A 15,768-nucleotide genomic window follows, 5' to 3' on the forward strand; every position below is an offset into this window, starting at 1 on the left:
GGTCAGCCCTCAATCATCGAGTGTGCCAGGCCGATAAGTCGGCTGTTTTCGGCGCGAATTTTGTCGACCTCTCTACGGATCGAATCGCGCTCTTTCTCGGCCTTGTTCGCACGGTGCCAATAGTGCGCGGCCAGCTGGCGGCATTCTGCGTCGGTCTTTTCCTTGAGAAACGCGGTCTTACTCATGGCTTGCTGCCTCGGCGGTGGGGTTGAGGGCGGCACGAATATCCTTCGCGAGCCGTTTAGTAGGATTGACCGCCGAGAGTGCCTGGCCGAGCAGCTTGCGAAGGTGTTGGCTATCCGCTGACAGTTCCGCAATGCGGGTTTTAAATTGGGCCCGGTCTGCGTCGTAGTTGTAATCGCCCTGAGAAACCATCAGATCAAGTCGCTTAACCTCAGCCGCCAGCTCCTCAACCCGCCGCTCTGCCGCCTGGCACGCCTGCTGCTCTGCATGGCGACGCTGTTCCAGGTCGTGGAGCGCTTCGTCGCGCTGGTTGAGCAGTTCCTGGAGGGCTCCGTTCTCTGCCTGGACGCGGTCGAAGTCTGCGGCGTAGACGTACTCACCAGCGGCGCCTTTGAAGGTGTATCGCTGCGTTTTCTTTTCTGCGGGCATGGCTATGTCCTTTGCCGGGGCAGGCCCGGGCGGTGGAGTGGGAATTGGAAAAAGCCCAAGAGGAAAGGGAGTAAGTCGAACCCGCACAGTAGGAGGAGGCAGCGCAGTGCTGCCACCACACTGGACCTACTTGAGGCGTGTTGCCATGAGAAGAATTTTTGAAGACCTGATGTGCCAGATCCTTGTGGACCTGATTTTTAGGCTGATCAGCTGGATATGTGATTGGCTGCTGGTTATGCCATCGGCGTGAGCTATGCTGCGGCTGCCTGCCGCTCAGCCACGCGCCATGGGTCGTTTGCCCGGGCCAGAGCTGCCATCGGCGGTGGACTGACGCTGTTGCCGCACATGTGGACCTGCTGGGTCTTGGTGAAGGGCTTGCCCTCGGCTCCGTGGCTGATGATGTAGTCGGCCGGGAAGCCCTGGGCCTTGTACAGCTCGGACGGCTTCAGCATTCGCAGGCAGATGTCGACGATCACATACGGCGTGCCCTTAACCATCACGGTGACCATGGCCAGACGGTCCTTGGTAGTGATCGTCGGCGCCGGGGCATCGCAGGCGCTGATGTTCTCGGTGCCGTAGTAGCTGATCAGAAACGCCGCGACTCGCAGGGCACCGGCTTCGTGCTCAGGCGAGAGTGTCAGCGACACCAGAGAGCTTTTCCCGCCACCGCCGGCAGTGATGGTGGGGGCGGGCCCCTCCAGGCCCTGGCCCACGCTGGCGCCGAATGCACGCTCCATGAATGCGCTCACCAACCCGTGGTGCTGGCCGCCGGCGCTGACGGTGTGCAGCGGATCGTTGACGTCCCGTACATCGCAGTTGCCACGCAGGTGCACCAGGTTGGCCGATACAAGTTGCTGCTGGCTGCCGGTATTGGTCACCGTCGTCATCGGTTCGTCGATGCTCTTGGCATCGGTGGTGTTGAAGCCTCCGTTCATCTGAGCCATGAACACCGTGGATATGCCCATTGCGTGAGCGGCCCCGGCCGGGCGCTGATAGTTGCCGCCGCTGGTGATGGTTGGCAGTGGTTCGTCGACCGCTTTGCCGGCGTCATTGAAGCGGAACTTCACCAGGTGCGCCGCTGCAATTGAGTGCCCGCCGCTGGCGGTGACGGTGCCCAATGGGTCAGCAGAGGATTTGCAGCCATCGCCCCAGCGCTGAACGCCTCCAGGCTTCCCTTCGCCATGCGCGGCGGTAACCATCACCGGGCTGATCAGCGTCAACTCACCGCGGTTCGCGCATGTCACCGTGGGTAGCGGCTCCATCGGGTCGTTCACCCGCACGCTGCCCTGATGAGTAGCTGGGGCGACCACCGGGCTTGCCATGGCAAATGATCCGCCGCGGGGCCAACTGGTGATGGTACGCAGCGGCTCATCAGCAGACTGGACGGCTTCACCTGACCAGTTGGCGATCGGCACAATGAAAGGTGATGGATTGTCGATGACGAATTTCTTCATGCCCTTGGCGACCCGGCGAAGCGTGGCCGGGGCCAAGTCCTTCTTGCGGCCGAAGATGCTTTTGCCCAGGTCGCTGAAGTCGATGCAGTCGGCGGCGGTCTTCCATTTCTGTTGGCCTTTAACTGGGTTTTTCGCGTGGGTCGGCTCCGGCCACACGATCGGCTGGCCGTCGCACCGGGCGATCATGAACAGTCGTTCCCGGCTGGTTGGTGCGCCGAAGTCACAGGCCTTGATGACTCGCCATTCCACCGCATAGCCCATACCTTCGAGCAGTTGTACGAAGCGGCGCCAGGTTCTGCCGCGGTGCTTCGGGTCTGGCACCAGGAACTGCTGGCCCACAGGCACCACTTCGCCCGGTGCCGCCACCTCGCCGCCGAGCTTCACGACTCGACCTGTAGCCTTGTCCCGCTTGGCGATCAGGCGCCCCCATTGGAGGATCTGCTTCACGTTCTCCAGGCTGATAACCCGGGGCCGTTTCATGCCTGCCCACTTCAGGCCAATCCACGAAAGGTTGCGGATCTCGCGCTTGCGCGGCTGACCACCAGCGGCCTGGCTATGGTGGGTACAATCCGGCGACATATGGAACCAGCCAACGGGCCGGCCGCCGCACTCGGTATCGGGATCACCCTCGAACACATCGGTAGTGAAGTGCCGGGCGGCGGGGTGGTTGACGGTGTGCATGCTGATAGCAGCGGGGCTGTGGTTCTTCGCCACGGCCACCGCCCGGCCCAAACCCATCTCCAGGCCGGTACCGGCACCGCCGCCACCGCAGAAAAAATCGACCACGATCTCGTCATCCTGAGGGTTGAAGCCGAGTCCGTATTGGGTTTTGAAATCGAAGGGGTGCTTCTTCTTGTGTGCGGACATAGAAGATCCTCGCCGGTTGGCGTGATTCGAGTTTGTGGGCTATTGGTTGATGGCCCGGCATGGGGCCGGGTTAGTGGAGAATTGTTATGCGTGAGTTCGACGATGACGACGGCTACACCGACTTCCTTATCGAGCTGCTGGATGGCGGTTATATCGACGGGGATGCCGCGGGGATAACCCGCCAAGTAATCGACAAGGGCGATGAGTCGCTTTCTGAAAAACAGTTATTTGTATTCAAGCGTGATGTGTTATCGCTTGATCCCGGGGCATGTGTTCGGGGCTGCGACATTCCGTGGAGCGAAAAATACGAAGCGATGCATAACGGCGGCCTTTGCGGTTGGTGCGCGAAGATGAAGGAGAGCGCTGACAGGGACGACTGAGTCTTACCAAGTCAGGCTGCTGGCGCGGAGTCGTGAAACACGTCCATCTGAGCTGCACCGTCCAGCCAGGCCGCCGCGATCCGGCGTTCGGCCATGGACGCATATTCCGGGTTCAGCTCGCATAGGATCGACCTCCGCCCCTCCTGCATAGCGACCACCGCAGTGGTACCGGCACCGCCGAACGGGTCAAGCACTACACCGCCGCGCGGTGCCCCGGCCAGAATGCATGGGCGAATCAGCTCAGGCGGGAAGGTCGCGAAGTGGGCGCCCTTGAATCCCTGTGTCGGCACGGTCCAAACGCTGCGCTTGTTGCGTGTATCCAGAGGATATTCGCTCTCTTGACGGTCGGGCCGATGAGTGCCGGCAGTTTGCCCGGGTATCGCCTGCTCCCGCTTTGAATCCTCCCGCTTGAAGCTGTCTCGCTTGCTTCGTACCGCGTTCATTGGACCATTTGCCTTTCCAGGCACGCGATCGCTACCCAGCTGTTGCTCGAGATCCTGAGCCAGTCGCGTGATCGAGCTAAGGGCTACCGGCTCCCTGATCGCGTCCTGGTCGTAGTAATAGCGAGGAGATTTGCTCAACAGGAACAGGTACTCGTGTGACTTGGTGCAGCGGTCCCTGGTCGACTCGGGCATTGGGTTCGGCTTGTGCCAGATAATGTCCTGACGCAGATACCAGCCATCGTCCTGGAGAGCGAAGGCCAGACGCCACGGGATGCCCATCAGATCCTTCTGTTTAAGGCCAGTCGGCGGAGACCGCCGCTTACCGCGTAACACAGCCCCCCGCGTGGACTGGGAAACCATGTCGTGCTTGCCTGCCGATCCGCCTGGAGCATACCCGCCGGCGATAGAGGCGTACGTGTCGCCCATGTTGACCCAGGCCGTACCGTCATCGCGCAGCACCCGGCGCACCTCCCGGAAAACCATCACCAGGCGAGCTACAAATTCGGCCGGCGTCTCCTCCAGGCCGATCTGTTCGGCCATGCCGTAATCCCGCAACCCGAAGTAGGGCGGGCTGGTTACGCAGCACTGCACTGACTGGTCCGGCAACGTCCGCATCATGTCGATGCAGTCGCCGACCAGTATCTGGTGGGAAGGGGTCATGTTTGATTTCCAGTCAGGCGCCGCCCTCCGTGACCGGTGGTGGCAATTTGGTTTGGGTTGGGGTATTACGGGTGATCGGCATGGTGCCGGATCAGGGAGATGACTATGTTTGATCTGAAGACAGCACTTACAGAACTTTCGCGTTACAAATCTTACATCTCCGACATCATGAGAGAAGTTCAGCTATACGAACAACTGTACTGTTTTTTGGGTTCGGCGGAGATTCTGAATAAAAATATTACTTCGGTATTTAGCATCATTCAGAAGTCCATGTTCATTAGTATACTGACTCGCGTGTCTGCAGTTTTCGATTCGAAGGCGATGGGCTCTAACGAAAACTTGTCTCTCGATTTTTTAGAACACAAGTACCGTGCGTATGCTAGTGACGCGTTGCTTTTAGAATTCAGCGAGCTCAAGAATCGTTACGAGGCGCTGAATATTAAGGCATTCAGAAACAAGCTGATCGCACACAATGATTTAGCCACAGTTCTTGGGGCTGCGTCCGTATCTCACACAATCAAAGATGGCGATATTATGAATCTACTCCAAGATGCTCATAAGTTCTGTGTTCATCTTTGCGAAGGCCTTCCTGGTGGAATCGATGCCGTCTTGCGCGTAGAGCCTTGGCAGTTGAGGGCGGGTGATGATGGGTTCGAGTTGCTTCGTCGCTTAGAGGCTGGAAAGTGATATAGGTCAGGCTTCAACTCCGGTCCGTGCGAATCGTTGGAGCTGCCGCGACTGTTTTTCAGTAATAACGATTTCAGGTCGCGACATGTTGGCGAAACGGGCGGAGTCTTCGATCGGCGCCTCGGCCAGGTTGATCAGGAAAGTCGACACCGTTTCCTGCCATTCCTCGAAGCCGTGGCGTTCGCCCAGAACCAGTAGAGCGTCATCGAGCGCTTTCGAAACAATCAGCGTGCGCTTCTCGGCGCCGATCCGCTTGAGCAACGCCTTCTCCTTGGCGCGTTTGTCCTTCTGTAATTCCGCGTTGCTCTTGGCCATGGCCTACCTCTTCAATTCCGCTGGCCGGCAGTGCCAGCCAGGTCTGTCGTTTGCGTTGTTGGACCCGTGCTATGCGACGCATGAAGTACATCCGCGACGCGCTTTCGGGTAGTCGATTCCGTGCTCTTCCAGGATGCGTTCTAGGGTTTTGTTGGCGATCCCCAGCTTCCCGCATACCTGGCGACGGGCGATGCCCAGTTCGAGGAAAGCCCTGATCCGCTCGGCGAATTTCGCGTCCCGGGCTTCCATGTGCTCTTGCCGGTGCGCATCGTTAGCGCCACCCCGGGCGGGCCGCTTGAACTTCAGGCCGTATTCCTGGGCGATGTTGTAGAGTTTGCGTCGGCTGATGCCCAGCTTCTCGACGACTTCGGACTGAGTGTGCGTCGCTGCCATGGATCGGATTGTTTCGACCTGCCTCATTCTTTCCATGTGCCGGGTGTCCGCCACTGAGACGGGAGCGGGCTCCGGTTTTGGTTTTCGACGCACAAACGGCTTTGGCGCCGGTGGCATCTGATTGCTGTAGGTGATCGGTCTGGGCTTGTACCCGAAGGGCTCGGCTACTTCGATCCGTCCGCCCGCGGCCAGGAACTGGGCGACCTGATCGGAAAGGGCGTCCGCCTGAGGCCGGTTGTGCTCGACCAGGCTTAGGTGGTTGCTGATCATGGTGACCTCACTTGATGCGAATGGAACTGTCGCCGCGCTCGAGGTGCGCCCAAGTCGGCTCCGGCAGAAGTTCATGCTCAGCGTCTTCGCCGGCGGCAATGCGCTTGCGGACTGCCTCGTTGTGCTCGCGGATCTCCTTGAGCTTGGCGGCAATGGCTTTTTTGTCGGGCGAGATGCTCGATTTCACAGACGTCAGTTCGTCTGGCACCGCATCTTCGTTGTCAACGATCACACGCTCGCTACCCATCGCCAGAGTGATGGTGAACAGCGGCCGTTTGATCGACTTGATGTTGGCGGCTTCCATGTTGCGGCGCAGGTAGTCGCTGATCTGCGACACGCTGTTGGACTTGATCCGCTTGAGCTCGGTCAGACGCTCGATTTCGTTGTCGATCGCTGCCACGTCGCTTTCGATGTTTCGACGCAGCATGACGATGTTGTCGGCCTTCTCGTTGAAGTCGCCGGCGATCTCGTCCATGGCGTGCTGTATGGCCTCTTTTAGGCCCTCATCATCGGTGTCGGCCATGGCCTGCAGTTCTGCCAGTTTTCCGGTGAGCGCGTAGAGCTGAGTCATGCTGTTGCTTCCTGGGTGAATTTAGGGGAGAGGTCGCGCAGCTCTTTGGCGATGCGCTTGATGGCGTTCTCGTCGTTGCGGGCGGTCAGTCGGCGCACGGCGTGGTCGTGCAGCTTCTTGAGCTCCTGCAGCGACTGGGCGCCTTGCATGGTTTCGACGACTGACTTGATGTAGTCCAGGCGCTCCTGTTTCTGCCGCTCCTCCTCGGCAACCCTGTCTTCAGCTTTGGAAATGGCGACCTCGTCGCGTACGGCATCGACGTAGGCGGCATCGTCGAACAGCCCCATATGGATGTCTGCCGAGAACCCGAGCGGTTGCAGACACTTGCCGATGGCGTCTGTAAGCGACTTTTTCGAAACCTCCCAGTCGGTGAGGATTTTCCCTTGCTGGAGGTAAATGAACGGTGTGTGTCCGTACTGCTCGACGGTGCATTTCTGCCCATCCTTGCCCAGGTACCACAGCTGAATTTTCAGAGTGTGCAACTTAGCGTTTATGCGTGGAGCATCCGGCCATTCCTTGGTTGGCGCCTGAAGCGGAGCTCCTTCATCAAAGCGTTCTTCAAGTACCGCCCAGCCCCAACCTTCACCGCACGGCCCGAACAGTTCGGTCGCCTTGCGCATCAGGTAGGTTGGTTTGATGGCGGTCCCTTTGAATCCGCCCATGCCAGTGAAGTTTTTCGTTGCGCTTGGATCGGTTACGTCGACCTGGTCCCAAATCCGGGTATTGGACATGGCTGTTCTCCGCGCCACCGGAGAGGGGCGCTGTGAAGTAGGTTATTGGGTGGCTTTGGCGATGGTCGCTTCGAAGCGGGTTGCAAGTCCTGCGTTCACCTCGGCTTTTTCCAGACTCTCCGCGGTGCCCTTTACCCGGTGCAGAGCCTCGTAACGGCGCAGTGTTCCGGCCGCAACAATCAGATCAGCAAGAAGATCCGGGGAGGCGGCAATAAGCTTGGCGTCCGCCGCCTCATAAACGAAGTCCACGACCTGCTCCTGGTCTTCGTTGAAGTCGATTGCCCAACCGCGCTGCCCCGGCCATCCTTGACCAGCAGTCTTGCGAGCGATCCAAGGCCCGGGCGTGTGCTTTTGTTCAGTCATAACGATTCCCTGCCGCGACGCGCGCAGCGCTTGAAGGGTTGGTTTATTGAGTGATGTGACCAGCGTAGGCGCTCGCAAGCATCCAGGCGGTGCACAACAGAAGGACAATGGCTGAGCCGCGCCAGGCGTAAATCCTGCGCAGTTGCTGGCGGGTCATGCCTTCACCTCGTAAGCAACAGTCCATTCACCGCAAAGGCAGGCCCGGCCACACCAGGCATGGACGTTGGGAATGCCGGCGTCATGAGCCAGCGACAGGGCGCCCAGCCACTTTTCGTGGGTGAAGGCCAGGATCATGCGGTCGGCTGGCAGCTCTTCGATCTGCTCGTCGATCAGGGATTTAACCGGTGCAGTGCTCATTACGACTCCTTGCGCCTGGCTACGATCTTGTTGAGGCGCTGGCAGTAGTGGTTGAACTCGTCGATGCTGATCAACTCGCCAGTCATCATGTTGTTGATCATGTTTTGAACGACGGCTTGGGCGCCTGGCTCGCTGTCGGGGTGCTCCAGGCTTTCCAACGCTTGGTCGATGAGGATGTGAGGACTCACAGCACGTCGTCCTCGGCCTGGGCGATCAGGGCGTCGTCGGCCAAGGGCTCAAGCAGGGCCTGTGCGATTTCGCCTCGCTTTCCGAATGGGTGGTCGCTTGGCCCCAGAATCTCTGCGACGGCGTTCTGGTCTGGCCGGCTGTCTATGGTCATCAGCAGCCAGCCGAGCGCCGGGGTGACCACATCGCCGTCGGCAAGCCTGCCATTCGCATACTCATCGATTGCTAGGGCCAGCTCAGCGACCGTGACGCCTTGCGGCTTGCGCATGCGGCGCTGGAACATTACGTCGGTCTTGAACCGGACCAACTGCTCCACCGCGTTGTACAGCCACTCAGCCCGTGCTACCTCTTCCCGCGTCTCACTGACCGGAGGAGGCAACTTCGCGTCGTGCATGGCCTGACAGATATTCAGTGCTGCGTTCATGGTTGCCTCCAAGTGGCGTTATCGGTGGGCGCGCTTGATTTCAGCGTCCCGGTCGATGCTGCTCAGGCGGGCCCAGCGGTCGTGCTGATGGTTGTGATCGTCCAGCGCCGCCTGATTGCCGTTGCAACACTGCTCGCAATATCCTTCGTGCAGCGTTTCTGTAGGGTCGCCGCACTGTGGGCAATGGAACTGTTCATCGCACATGGCGACCTCCAGTGTTTGGGGTTAGGCGGCGTCGGCTTTCGGCTCGTCCTTGTCGTACTTCTCGCCGCAGAACATGCAGTAGCTGCCGAGCATCGACATGTCCTGCTTCTTGCGCTGGAACCCGTCGCCTTTCTTCTTGGGCACTTCGTACTCGATGTGCAGGTTCAGCTTGTTCTTCATGCTCACGGTGCCGCCCAGGAGCCAGGCGAACCCTTGCAGCTCGACGGAGAAGTCGCGGGAGCCTTCTGGCAACTTGGCGCGAATCTTTTCCTTGGCTGCCGCTTCAACTTCGGTAGCGCAATTGCACATGCTGGTTTCCTCAGTGGTTGATCCAACAAAACTCGCAATGCACTCGTCCGCTCCGCTGGTTGCCGTTAGGCGCGGAGGGGAGTGCATTCGGGTGTTGTCGGGGAAGGGGATGCCGGTTACGTCTCCGGCGCGGGCTCTCACCGCCGTATTACCTCGTCGTCTGGATCACGCACCAGATCATCGAAGTGTCCAGGCTTATCCGCAGGGGCGGCACCCAACCACCCGGGTCAACTGGCCGGTGCTGTAACCATGCAATGGAAACCGTAACGCTCCAGATGCTTCCGTTATAAACCCACGGTTTGCTTGGGTGATGCAGGTGGGCGGTTATAGGCCGCAGTTTCGTCCGCATCGGAAGTCACACATAGCCGGGGTCATGCCTTACTCGTGCGGCGGATCACTCTGTGAGCTGATCGCCCCCTTTCTCCCAGGTGCCGGCTAGCGCTTTCGCGGTGCCGTGTGACTTCCGATACGGCCTGGGCATGCCTTCCGGCGCCAGGGGATCGGGCAGTTAACGACAGGCTGTCGTGGCGCTGGTTGTTCAGTAGTGCAAAGTGCCCCGGCCAAAAGGCTTGAAGCAGCATGCGCAGACGGCGATACTTGTCTCCTGCTCAATTTCGATACTACGAGCGGCTCGCCGAGCTGCATCGCCGGAAACACCAGCACGTTCCGCCTCCTCAGCAACTTTCAACCACTGTGCAATTGCCGGGTGTGGCGCTGCCTTTCCGGCCAGGTCAATTTCGATTTGCATCGTCCTACCCTCGGTTGTTTTCCCAATGCCCACCACTCTGGATGGGCATCAGTGAAAAGGTCCGGCTATGAAGTTTTATGAGTCAGTCAGCTCATAACCGGCTCATAGCTACTTCAAGGCTTCCGCGATTCGTTCTTGCAGCCGAGGCTCATAGCAGTCGAGAGCAACGCCGAAGGCCTTGGACATCTGCTCTACACGGCGTATGTCACGATCTCCACCAGTGCCGGACTGAAGATCCTTGGTGAAGTGCATGTCGCCAAACTTGAGGATGATCGCGTCGTAGTTGCGCAGTGCGCTCTGCATGCTCTTGATCTGGATTCCAGTGATTTCCATCGTCTTGCCTCCTCTGATTTCCAATGCCGCCTCATAGAAGCGGCATCAGTAAATCTGTGGGTGTTGCTTCTCCACCACGCGCATCGCCGGAGTCCTCTCGCTGCCCGCTGCCGCATCTGGCGTCACATCGGGTGGCTTGCGTGGTTTCGCGTACTCACATGTGGGAGCACGGCCAGTCCCAGAGCTGGCATGGCATCGACTATTTGTTGCTCGCACTTACCGGATGAAACCCGGGGTAGTCGATGGCGAGGATCCTGAGCTGTTAAAGAGCGGCGGGTCTGTTTAGGCCCTGGCGCCTCGGTGTTCTGTGGCGCTGAGGTGAAATTTAGCCTCAAGCTAAAGTGACGTCAATAGCGTTGAGCTAAATTATTTTCGCCGGGCGATAAACAGCTTGCTGAAGCGCCTTGCCAGTGGCCGCGGCTTTTCGCTTCGTTTAGCACTGAGCTATGATCTCGATAAGGCTGTACGCATATACAGTATTGGAGATAACAAATGGCAGCAGTACTAGAAGACAACTTAATGACCGCGTCCCCCGAATTGACCGGACTGGAGCGCCTGGGCCTGCGCGTATCAGCGATGATCAACTCACCGATAGCGCAGTTGGGGAGGAGGGTGCTGATTCACCGCCTGGACTCCGACAGCGATCAGGATTGGGAGCGGATCATGGAGTTGCTTTCGGAAACCGACGGCCTGGACATGACGTTCTGTGATGACGGGTCGGTGATCCTGCAGTGGGGGGCTGCTACGGATGACGATCGGGTGATTGAGAGGGAGGTGGACCTGGATCTTGTCCGACACGAGAGGGGGTGCCTTTTTAGCTGTGATGGGCCTTTAGCTGACCCACCACCTGAGCCAATCTAAGCTTCCGTCGGTTCGGCTACAGTGCTACGAGTGGTGAGGCCTGCCAATAGCTCATCTTTAGTGACTGATGAAAGGTCAGCTCGCTGAGTTTTCAGATTTTCTAATAAGTAATCATTAGTAAGTTCAAATTCATCAAAAATTCTGGGCCAGGTTTTGATATAGGTCTTGATCTTGGAAGTAGAGGTTACCAAGCCTGGCTCACCATGAACCTTAGAGGTATCTAGGCGATTTTGGATTCCAAACGCTTCACTTGAAATGCTACGGCCAATGAGAAGTAACTCGAACCGAGTTAAATCACTGTTAAAAGCAGGGTATCTACTCAAAATTGAAGCATACGTGTCCAGTTGTTGTAGGTGTTTGTCATTCAAGGCCACGCCGGGGCGCTTGATTTCTACTATGACGCAACGGAAATATTTTCTGCCGCTTGGGTCGATCTGAGGCTGTCTTCGGACAAGCAGCAAGTCTACCTGCTTTTTCGCTCCTTCAATTTCTACCCCCTCAGCGAGGTCGCCCACATCTACCCTCTCAATCTCTTTAATGGTTGCGCGAAGATTTCGAGTGGTTTCCGTAAAGCTCGCCTCTTCAGCCCCTAGGATTTCGTACGAGGCTCCAAATAACCATGTGTTACTTTCGATTACGGCCTGAAGGTCAGGGGTCTCGCGAACTGTGGCATAATGAGTGTTCATGATTTCCTTAATCTGGGAAATCGCCAACTCTCGATTTTGCAGGATTTCAATGGTGTTTATGATGTTGTCGAGCTTTGTTTTTTTGAGCTGGTCGGCAAGTTTTGTCATGGCGGCGGCATCTAAATTTAGAATGCTTTCTAAGATTTCAAATATGCCGCTATTTTCGTTCGAAACGGAAAGTCTGTCTAATAATCTTATGATTAGTCGGCGCTGTTTTTTATTATTTCCTACTAGTAAGCTTGGTTCGCGAATTAATACGGCCTTAACGATGTCTTTTACATGTGACAAGCGCCATTTTGATTCTTGAGGATCCAGATTGGGATATTCTGGGAAGTCGCCGTCCTCTTCAAACTGGGATACGTGCTTTTCAGCTTGTTTGATAAGGAATTCAGCATACATGCGCTTCGCAAATACGCCAATTTCACTCTCTAGGTCCTTGAACTGACTGCTTACAAGGAATGCCCCAATTGGTTCGTGAATAGATTCGCTATCGTCGCTGTATCGGTCGAATAGCGCGGACCTCACATAGATTGATGAGTAATACCCTCGTTTACGATTGAGGCTACTGTGGAATTTATAAAGAATTTTACTATTGGTGTTGATTAGGTGAATAAATGACTTTTCAGAGCCAGGTTTCTCTTTCCAGTGAAGGAGCTTCACCTCAAATAAATCGCCCTTAGAATTCACCTTGACTTCATATAAGTCATGGTCTTGCGGTATTACAATGGCGCCATTCACGCGCAAAGACTTATGTGGCATCAAAGCAAGTTGTGCGCCAAAAATCCGCCTAAATTCAGAAATAATAAAATCTTGATTGGGGAAATTGTTTTTGAAGTCAGAAAGGACGACGCATGTGCCGGAATCGATCCCGTCGAGAAAGGAGTGTTGGTCAGCAGTTGGAATAGTGCGGCCTTCTATATCGCTAAGATTGCTGCTTGAAACTCTAATAATGGCGTTGTCGCCCTCGTACCTTGTAAACCATGTTGCTGTATTGCAAATTTTATGAAATGCAAGTCGGCCGCGCCCATGGGAGCCATGCGTGTCATAAGAGTCTTTTTTTAATGAGTCGTTAAAGCGTCGAAAGTTATCTTGTGGTGATTTAAAATTAATACCTTTGCCGTTGTCTAGGATGGTTAACAGCTCGGTTCCGTCTATGTCATTGCTTTCAATTGAAATATTGACAAATGAAGCGCCTGCGTCGAACCCATTCCATACGAGCTCGGCTAATGCTTGTACTGGTTCTACTGTTTTGAAGTGCTTTAAAATACCGCTGTGTGTAATCGTGTTGGAGCCAGAGAAGTCCTGGGAAATAAAGTTGGCTGACAAAGAAGATCTCCCTATAAAATTTGTCGAGTTAAACCTTTCTAGCATTCCACACGAGCAGTACTTTGGCGTGTATTGCTACGTCATCGAAGCGGGCGGGCTGCCTGTCATAGATCTTGTTATCTGAAATTAACCAGACATGGTCCTCGTCTTTCCGCTGCAGGCGTTTGATCAGTAGATCACCATGCCAGGTGAGCACGTACACCCCCTCACCCTGGTAGTCGTTTACGCCTCGGTCAACGATCACCGGATCTTTGTCGTTGATCGTCCCCTCCATGCTCTGACCCCATCCAGTAATCATCGCCAGGGCCTGGGCAGTGGTATAGGTCACGCCTTTCTCTCTCAGAACTTCTTCGCGAATCACAACATTGCGGATGACTTCGCTGTACTCGGCGGGCACCTGGCCGTGGCCCATGGCAGCTCTTACGTCGTACTGAGGGATAGAAATATCGCCATCAGCTGGGACGGCGATTTGATTGCTGGAAGAGGTGGCAGGCTGAACTTCCTCGGCTGCAGCCAACAACCGCTGCCGCGTCTCCTCTGGGATTCCCTTGCCGCTCTTCGCCAGCATCTGCTTGACCAGGTCGGCTGCTGACGCCGGACCGGGGTCGACCTCTTTCGCATCGTCCGGCAGTGAGTCGAACCAGCCACGCGGCAGGCCCTCTAGCACTTCAATGCGCCGAGCAACGTCATCGCCCAAGTTCTTGGCCGTCTTGTCGGAAAGAATCTGGCTCAAATGCGCAGCCGACATTTCCCAGCGCTCGGCACAGGCCCCTTTTCTCTGGCTGCCAATCAGCTTTACCAGGTTGTGCTTGCGAATCTCATAGATATCCATGCGGCGAAGAATGCCAGTGTTTAGCTGCCTGCTAAATGTGCGCAAAGCTAAATTTTCCTTGCTTGAACATTAGCCATAAGCTAAATTTCGCCATAAGTGTAAGGAGAACCCTCATGAATGATCACCTCCGTGATTGGTTGGGCAGGGCCACGAATGAGCGTCGGCAGCAGGTCGCAGCCGACGCCAAGACCACTGTGGGCCATCTGTGGCAGCTCGCAGGTGGTCACCGGAAGGCCTCTACCGAGCTTGCCGAGCGACTTCAGGACGCCAGTGCCGGTGAGATCACTATCGCCGGTCTGCGTCCCGACCTCATCTCATTCGCCCGCAAGGCGCTGAAAGGCGCCGCGTAACCACCTTCAACAGCCAGGAGCATCGAAGCATGTACATGGACCCCAATCAAAAGCGTGCCATTCCGGTGAAGGTTCGATTTGAACCGGTGCTTGATCGGATTCTGCGTAGAGCCGCCACGAAGACCCGCATGCAGCACGCGACGTACCTGTACGAAATCATCGAATGGGCCGTAGCCAACGGCGTGATCGAGGAACTGATGCAGGACAAACAAGAAGATATCGCGGGCTGAAGCCCCTTTGGAGGGCCGAATGACCGTAGAGCTTGAAAGGCTGCCTCCGCAGACGCGAAAGCGAGTGGAGGAACTGATGCGCGTGAACGGCTGGTGCTTCAGCCGTGCCATCAACGAAATGACAGAAACCGCCATTGCCTGTGGCGCGCTTTCCGAGGTTGGAAGGAGGAAGGCCCATGTCCTTCAGCTGGTGCCCCCAATGAGGGCCTCTGGCAGGGACTCTTCGGGGTAACCCAGAGGGCCTCTGCCAAATTCGAGACGAAAAAAAGCCGGGATTGCGGCCCGGCTCTCTTAAACACGTTGTGGAGCAAATCATGCACCAAACAAACCAAACGATCAATACCCCGGCCAATGTCGCGACACGTTTCGCCGGATCTAAAAACGTGTCGCGGATAAAACCCGTTACGCCATTTGATTTCCATGGCTTCCCCGTTCGCGTAATCGACGAGGGAAACGGCGAGCCATGGTTCATTGCCAAAGACATCGCTGAAGCCCTGGGTTATGCCAACACTTCGAAGGCGATCAACGTCCACTGCAAAGCGGTGAACACCTGCCATACCGAAATGGGAGGTCAGGTACGAGCGGTCCAGATCATTCCGGAGCGCGACCTTTATCGACTGGTGATGAAATCGAAGCTGCCAGCCGCCGAGCAGTTTGAGGAATGGGTGGTTGCCCAGGTCCTGCCGAGCATCCGTAAGACAGGTGGATTTTCTGTTCAGCCAACCAACAACGCCAAGATCGTGGGCGAACTGGCGATCCTTGAGTGCTTCGACCGCCTGTTGAAGCCGGCACCGTCGAGCAAAATGATGATGCTCGCCAAGATCGCCGCCAATAACGGTCTCGATGCCAAGTTTCTCCCTGGCTACGCCGTCGATGGTGCGCCCGATGCCGCCGGCGGATCCTCCATGCCCACCAAATCGGCCACGGCCTTGCTGAAGGACAACGGTATTCGCTGCTCGCCGTCGGGCTTCAATCGCTCCCTGGCTGCTCGTGGCTTTCTCCAGCAGCTCAAACGCAAGAATTCCAAGGGCGAAATGGTCGACTTCTGGTCCGTGACTGAAAAGGGCCTCCAGTACGGCAAGAACCTCACCAGCCCTCAATGCCCATGCGAGACGCAGCCTCACTGGTACGTCGATCGCTTCCTTGAATTGGTCGCTTTGGTCGGGAAGTCTTGAA

General features: G+C 56.7%; 24 protein-coding genes. 6 read left to right on the plus strand and 18 right to left on the minus strand.

The window, feature by feature from the left end; translation table 11 throughout:
- Positions 1–2: 2 nt before the first annotated feature.
- The 3 genes from BW992_RS16665 to BW992_RS16675 form a co-directional block, all read right to left on the minus strand.
- Positions 3–185 (minus strand): hypothetical protein, encoded by a 183-nt coding sequence (locus BW992_RS16665; protein ID WP_076406663.1) that lies wholly within the window; start codon positions 183–185, stop codon positions 3–5.
- Complete coding sequence (locus tag BW992_RS16670; protein ID WP_076406665.1) at positions 178–612, minus strand: hypothetical protein; 435 nt, start codon at positions 610–612, stop codon at positions 178–180. The genes BW992_RS16665 and BW992_RS16670 overlap by 8 nt, the downstream gene beginning before the upstream one ends.
- A gap of 251 nt (positions 613–863) precedes the next feature.
- Positions 864–2,933, minus strand: a complete 2,070-nt coding sequence (locus BW992_RS16675; RefSeq protein ID WP_076406668.1) for a DNA cytosine methyltransferase — start codon at positions 2,931–2,933, stop codon at positions 864–866.
- 86 nt (positions 2,934–3,019) lie between these two features.
- On the opposite strand from BW992_RS16675, the gene BW992_RS16680 reads away from it, so the two are divergent.
- Positions 3,020–3,313, plus strand: coding sequence for a hypothetical protein (locus tag BW992_RS16680; RefSeq protein ID WP_076406670.1), 294 nt, complete (start codon positions 3,020–3,022; stop codon positions 3,311–3,313).
- 11 nt (positions 3,314–3,324) lie between these two features.
- On the opposite strand, the gene BW992_RS16685 is transcribed toward BW992_RS16680, so the two are convergent.
- Positions 3,325–4,416, minus strand: a complete 1,092-nt coding sequence (locus BW992_RS16685; protein WP_076406672.1) for a DNA-methyltransferase — start codon at positions 4,414–4,416, stop codon at positions 3,325–3,327.
- A gap of 105 nt (positions 4,417–4,521) precedes the next feature.
- Here BW992_RS16685 and BW992_RS16690 point away from each other — a divergent pair, with 105 nt between their 5' ends.
- Entirely contained in the window at positions 4,522–5,103 is a 582-nt protein-coding gene (locus BW992_RS16690; protein WP_123397836.1) for an AbiU2 domain-containing protein, read from the plus strand.
- Between the two features lie 6 nt (positions 5,104–5,109).
- Here BW992_RS16690 and BW992_RS16695 read toward each other — a convergent pair whose 3' ends face one another.
- The 12 genes from BW992_RS16695 to BW992_RS16745 form a co-directional block, all read right to left on the minus strand.
- On the minus strand, positions 5,110–5,418 hold the full coding sequence (locus BW992_RS16695) for a hypothetical protein (RefSeq protein WP_076406677.1): 309 nt from the start codon (positions 5,416–5,418) through the stop codon (positions 5,110–5,112).
- 69 nt (positions 5,419–5,487) lie between these two features.
- Positions 5,488–6,081 (minus strand): hypothetical protein, encoded by a 594-nt coding sequence (locus tag BW992_RS16700; protein WP_076406679.1) that lies wholly within the window; start codon positions 6,079–6,081, stop codon positions 5,488–5,490.
- Between the two features lie 7 nt (positions 6,082–6,088).
- A complete protein-coding gene (locus BW992_RS16705) occupies positions 6,089–6,652 on the minus strand; it encodes a siphovirus Gp157 family protein (RefSeq protein ID WP_076406681.1) in 564 nt (187 codons plus the stop codon).
- Positions 6,649–7,383 (minus strand): hypothetical protein, encoded by a 735-nt coding sequence (locus BW992_RS16710; RefSeq protein WP_076406684.1) that lies wholly within the window; start codon positions 7,381–7,383, stop codon positions 6,649–6,651. Before BW992_RS16710 ends, BW992_RS16705 begins: the two co-directional genes overlap by 4 nt.
- Before the next feature lie 42 nt (positions 7,384–7,425).
- Positions 7,426–7,746: a hypothetical protein gene (locus BW992_RS16715; protein ID WP_076406686.1), complete on the minus strand. Its 321-nt coding sequence runs from the start codon at positions 7,744–7,746 to the stop codon at positions 7,426–7,428.
- 153 nt (positions 7,747–7,899) lie between these two features.
- Positions 7,900–8,103, minus strand: coding sequence for a hypothetical protein (locus tag BW992_RS16720; RefSeq protein ID WP_076406688.1), 204 nt, complete (start codon positions 8,101–8,103; stop codon positions 7,900–7,902).
- The gene (locus BW992_RS16725; protein WP_076406690.1) at positions 8,103–8,291 is read right to left on the minus strand and encodes a hypothetical protein; all 189 of its coding nucleotides are present in this window, start codon (positions 8,289–8,291) and stop codon (positions 8,103–8,105) included. The genes BW992_RS16720 and BW992_RS16725 overlap by 1 nt, the downstream gene beginning before the upstream one ends.
- On the minus strand, positions 8,288–8,713 hold the full coding sequence (locus BW992_RS16730) for a hypothetical protein (protein WP_076406693.1): 426 nt from the start codon (positions 8,711–8,713) through the stop codon (positions 8,288–8,290). The genes BW992_RS16725 and BW992_RS16730 overlap by 4 nt, the downstream gene beginning before the upstream one ends.
- An 18-nt stretch (positions 8,714–8,731) precedes the next feature.
- Positions 8,732–8,917 (minus strand): hypothetical protein, encoded by a 186-nt coding sequence (locus BW992_RS16735; protein WP_076406695.1) that lies wholly within the window; start codon positions 8,915–8,917, stop codon positions 8,732–8,734.
- 21 nt (positions 8,918–8,938) lie between these two features.
- Positions 8,939–9,226 carry a hypothetical protein gene (locus BW992_RS16740; protein WP_076406697.1) on the minus strand — a complete coding sequence of 96 codons (288 nt, stop codon included), beginning with the start codon at positions 9,224–9,226 and terminating at the stop codon, positions 8,939–8,941.
- 538 nt (positions 9,227–9,764) lie between these two features.
- Positions 9,765–9,974, minus strand: coding sequence for a hypothetical protein (locus BW992_RS26945; protein WP_148049157.1), 210 nt, complete (start codon positions 9,972–9,974; stop codon positions 9,765–9,767).
- A gap of 108 nt (positions 9,975–10,082) precedes the next feature.
- Entirely contained in the window at positions 10,083–10,307 is a 225-nt protein-coding gene (locus tag BW992_RS16745) for a hypothetical protein (protein WP_076406700.1), read from the minus strand.
- A 492-nt stretch (positions 10,308–10,799) separates the two neighbouring features.
- On the opposite strand from BW992_RS16745, the gene BW992_RS16750 reads away from it, so the two are divergent.
- The gene (locus BW992_RS16750; RefSeq protein ID WP_305955644.1) at positions 10,800–11,168 is read left to right on the plus strand and encodes a DUF1654 domain-containing protein; all 369 of its coding nucleotides are present in this window, start codon (positions 10,800–10,802) and stop codon (positions 11,166–11,168) included.
- Here BW992_RS16750 and BW992_RS16755 read toward each other — a convergent pair.
- Positions 11,165–13,180 (minus strand): ATP-binding protein, encoded by a 2,016-nt coding sequence (locus BW992_RS16755; protein WP_076406702.1) that lies wholly within the window; start codon positions 13,178–13,180, stop codon positions 11,165–11,167. The genes BW992_RS16750 and BW992_RS16755 overlap by 4 nt on opposite strands.
- A gap of 28 nt (positions 13,181–13,208) precedes the next feature.
- Positions 13,209–14,012, minus strand: coding sequence for a S24 family peptidase (locus BW992_RS16760; protein ID WP_076407345.1), 804 nt, complete (start codon positions 14,010–14,012; stop codon positions 13,209–13,211).
- Between the two features lie 113 nt (positions 14,013–14,125).
- On the opposite strand from BW992_RS16760, the gene BW992_RS16765 reads away from it, so the two are divergent.
- From BW992_RS16765 to BW992_RS16780, 3 genes are all read left to right on the plus strand, one after another.
- On the plus strand, positions 14,126–14,362 hold the full coding sequence (locus BW992_RS16765; RefSeq protein WP_076406705.1) for a hypothetical protein: 237 nt from the start codon (positions 14,126–14,128) through the stop codon (positions 14,360–14,362).
- A gap of 29 nt (positions 14,363–14,391) precedes the next feature.
- The gene (locus BW992_RS16770; RefSeq protein ID WP_009048020.1) at positions 14,392–14,592 is read left to right on the plus strand and encodes a hypothetical protein; all 201 of its coding nucleotides are present in this window, start codon (positions 14,392–14,394) and stop codon (positions 14,590–14,592) included.
- A gap of 314 nt (positions 14,593–14,906) precedes the next feature.
- Entirely contained in the window at positions 14,907–15,767 is an 861-nt protein-coding gene (locus BW992_RS16780) for a BRO-N domain-containing protein (protein ID WP_076406711.1), read from the plus strand.
- Position 15,768 lies beyond the last annotated feature (1 nt).

Origin of the sequence: Pseudomonas sp. 7SR1 (assembly GCF_900156465.1) — a bacterium.
Lineage (GTDB): Bacteria > Pseudomonadota > Gammaproteobacteria > Pseudomonadales > Pseudomonadaceae > Aquipseudomonas.

Excerpts from the sequence above, each read along its gene's own strand:
- BW992_RS16665 (WP_076406663.1), bottom strand. The coding sequence starts at position 185 with ATGAGTAAGACCGCGTTTCTCAAGGAAAAGACCGACGCAGAATGCCGC.
- BW992_RS16670 (WP_076406665.1), bottom strand. The coding sequence starts at position 612 with ATGCCCGCAGAAAAGAAAACGCAGCGATACACCTTCAAAGGCGCCGCT.
- BW992_RS16675 (WP_076406668.1), bottom strand. The coding sequence starts at position 2,933 with ATGTCCGCACACAAGAAGAAGCACCCCTTCGATTTCAAAACCCAATAC.
- BW992_RS16680 (WP_076406670.1), top strand. The coding sequence starts at position 3,020 with ATGCGTGAGTTCGACGATGACGACGGCTACACCGACTTCCTTATCGAG.
- BW992_RS16685 (WP_076406672.1), bottom strand. The coding sequence starts at position 4,416 with ATGACCCCTTCCCACCAGATACTGGTCGGCGACTGCATCGACATGATG.
- BW992_RS16690 (WP_123397836.1), top strand. The coding sequence starts at position 4,522 with ATGTTTGATCTGAAGACAGCACTTACAGAACTTTCGCGTTACAAATCT.
- BW992_RS16695 (WP_076406677.1), bottom strand. The coding sequence starts at position 5,418 with ATGGCCAAGAGCAACGCGGAATTACAGAAGGACAAACGCGCCAAGGAG.
- BW992_RS16700 (WP_076406679.1), bottom strand. The coding sequence starts at position 6,081 with ATGATCAGCAACCACCTAAGCCTGGTCGAGCACAACCGGCCTCAGGCG.
- BW992_RS16705 (WP_076406681.1), bottom strand. The coding sequence starts at position 6,652 with ATGACTCAGCTCTACGCGCTCACCGGAAAACTGGCAGAACTGCAGGCC.
- BW992_RS16710 (WP_076406684.1), bottom strand. The coding sequence starts at position 7,383 with ATGTCCAATACCCGGATTTGGGACCAGGTCGACGTAACCGATCCAAGC.
- BW992_RS16715 (WP_076406686.1), bottom strand. The coding sequence starts at position 7,746 with ATGACTGAACAAAAGCACACGCCCGGGCCTTGGATCGCTCGCAAGACT.
- BW992_RS16720 (WP_076406688.1), bottom strand. The coding sequence starts at position 8,103 with ATGAGCACTGCACCGGTTAAATCCCTGATCGACGAGCAGATCGAAGAG.
- BW992_RS16730 (WP_076406693.1), bottom strand. The coding sequence starts at position 8,713 with ATGAACGCAGCACTGAATATCTGTCAGGCCATGCACGACGCGAAGTTG.
- BW992_RS16735 (WP_076406695.1), bottom strand. The coding sequence starts at position 8,917 with ATGTGCGATGAACAGTTCCATTGCCCACAGTGCGGCGACCCTACAGAA.
- BW992_RS16740 (WP_076406697.1), bottom strand. The coding sequence starts at position 9,226 with ATGTGCAATTGCGCTACCGAAGTTGAAGCGGCAGCCAAGGAAAAGATT.
- BW992_RS26945 (WP_148049157.1), bottom strand. The coding sequence starts at position 9,974 with ATGCAAATCGAAATTGACCTGGCCGGAAAGGCAGCGCCACACCCGGCA.
- BW992_RS16745 (WP_076406700.1), bottom strand. The coding sequence starts at position 10,307 with ATGGAAATCACTGGAATCCAGATCAAGAGCATGCAGAGCGCACTGCGC.
- BW992_RS16750 (WP_305955644.1), top strand. The coding sequence starts at position 10,800 with ATGGCAGCAGTACTAGAAGACAACTTAATGACCGCGTCCCCCGAATTG.
- BW992_RS16760 (WP_076407345.1), bottom strand. The coding sequence starts at position 14,012 with ATGGATATCTATGAGATTCGCAAGCACAACCTGGTAAAGCTGATTGGC.
- BW992_RS16765 (WP_076406705.1), top strand. The coding sequence starts at position 14,126 with ATGAATGATCACCTCCGTGATTGGTTGGGCAGGGCCACGAATGAGCGT.
- BW992_RS16770 (WP_009048020.1), top strand. The coding sequence starts at position 14,392 with ATGTACATGGACCCCAATCAAAAGCGTGCCATTCCGGTGAAGGTTCGA.
- BW992_RS16780 (WP_076406711.1), top strand. The coding sequence starts at position 14,907 with ATGCACCAAACAAACCAAACGATCAATACCCCGGCCAATGTCGCGACA.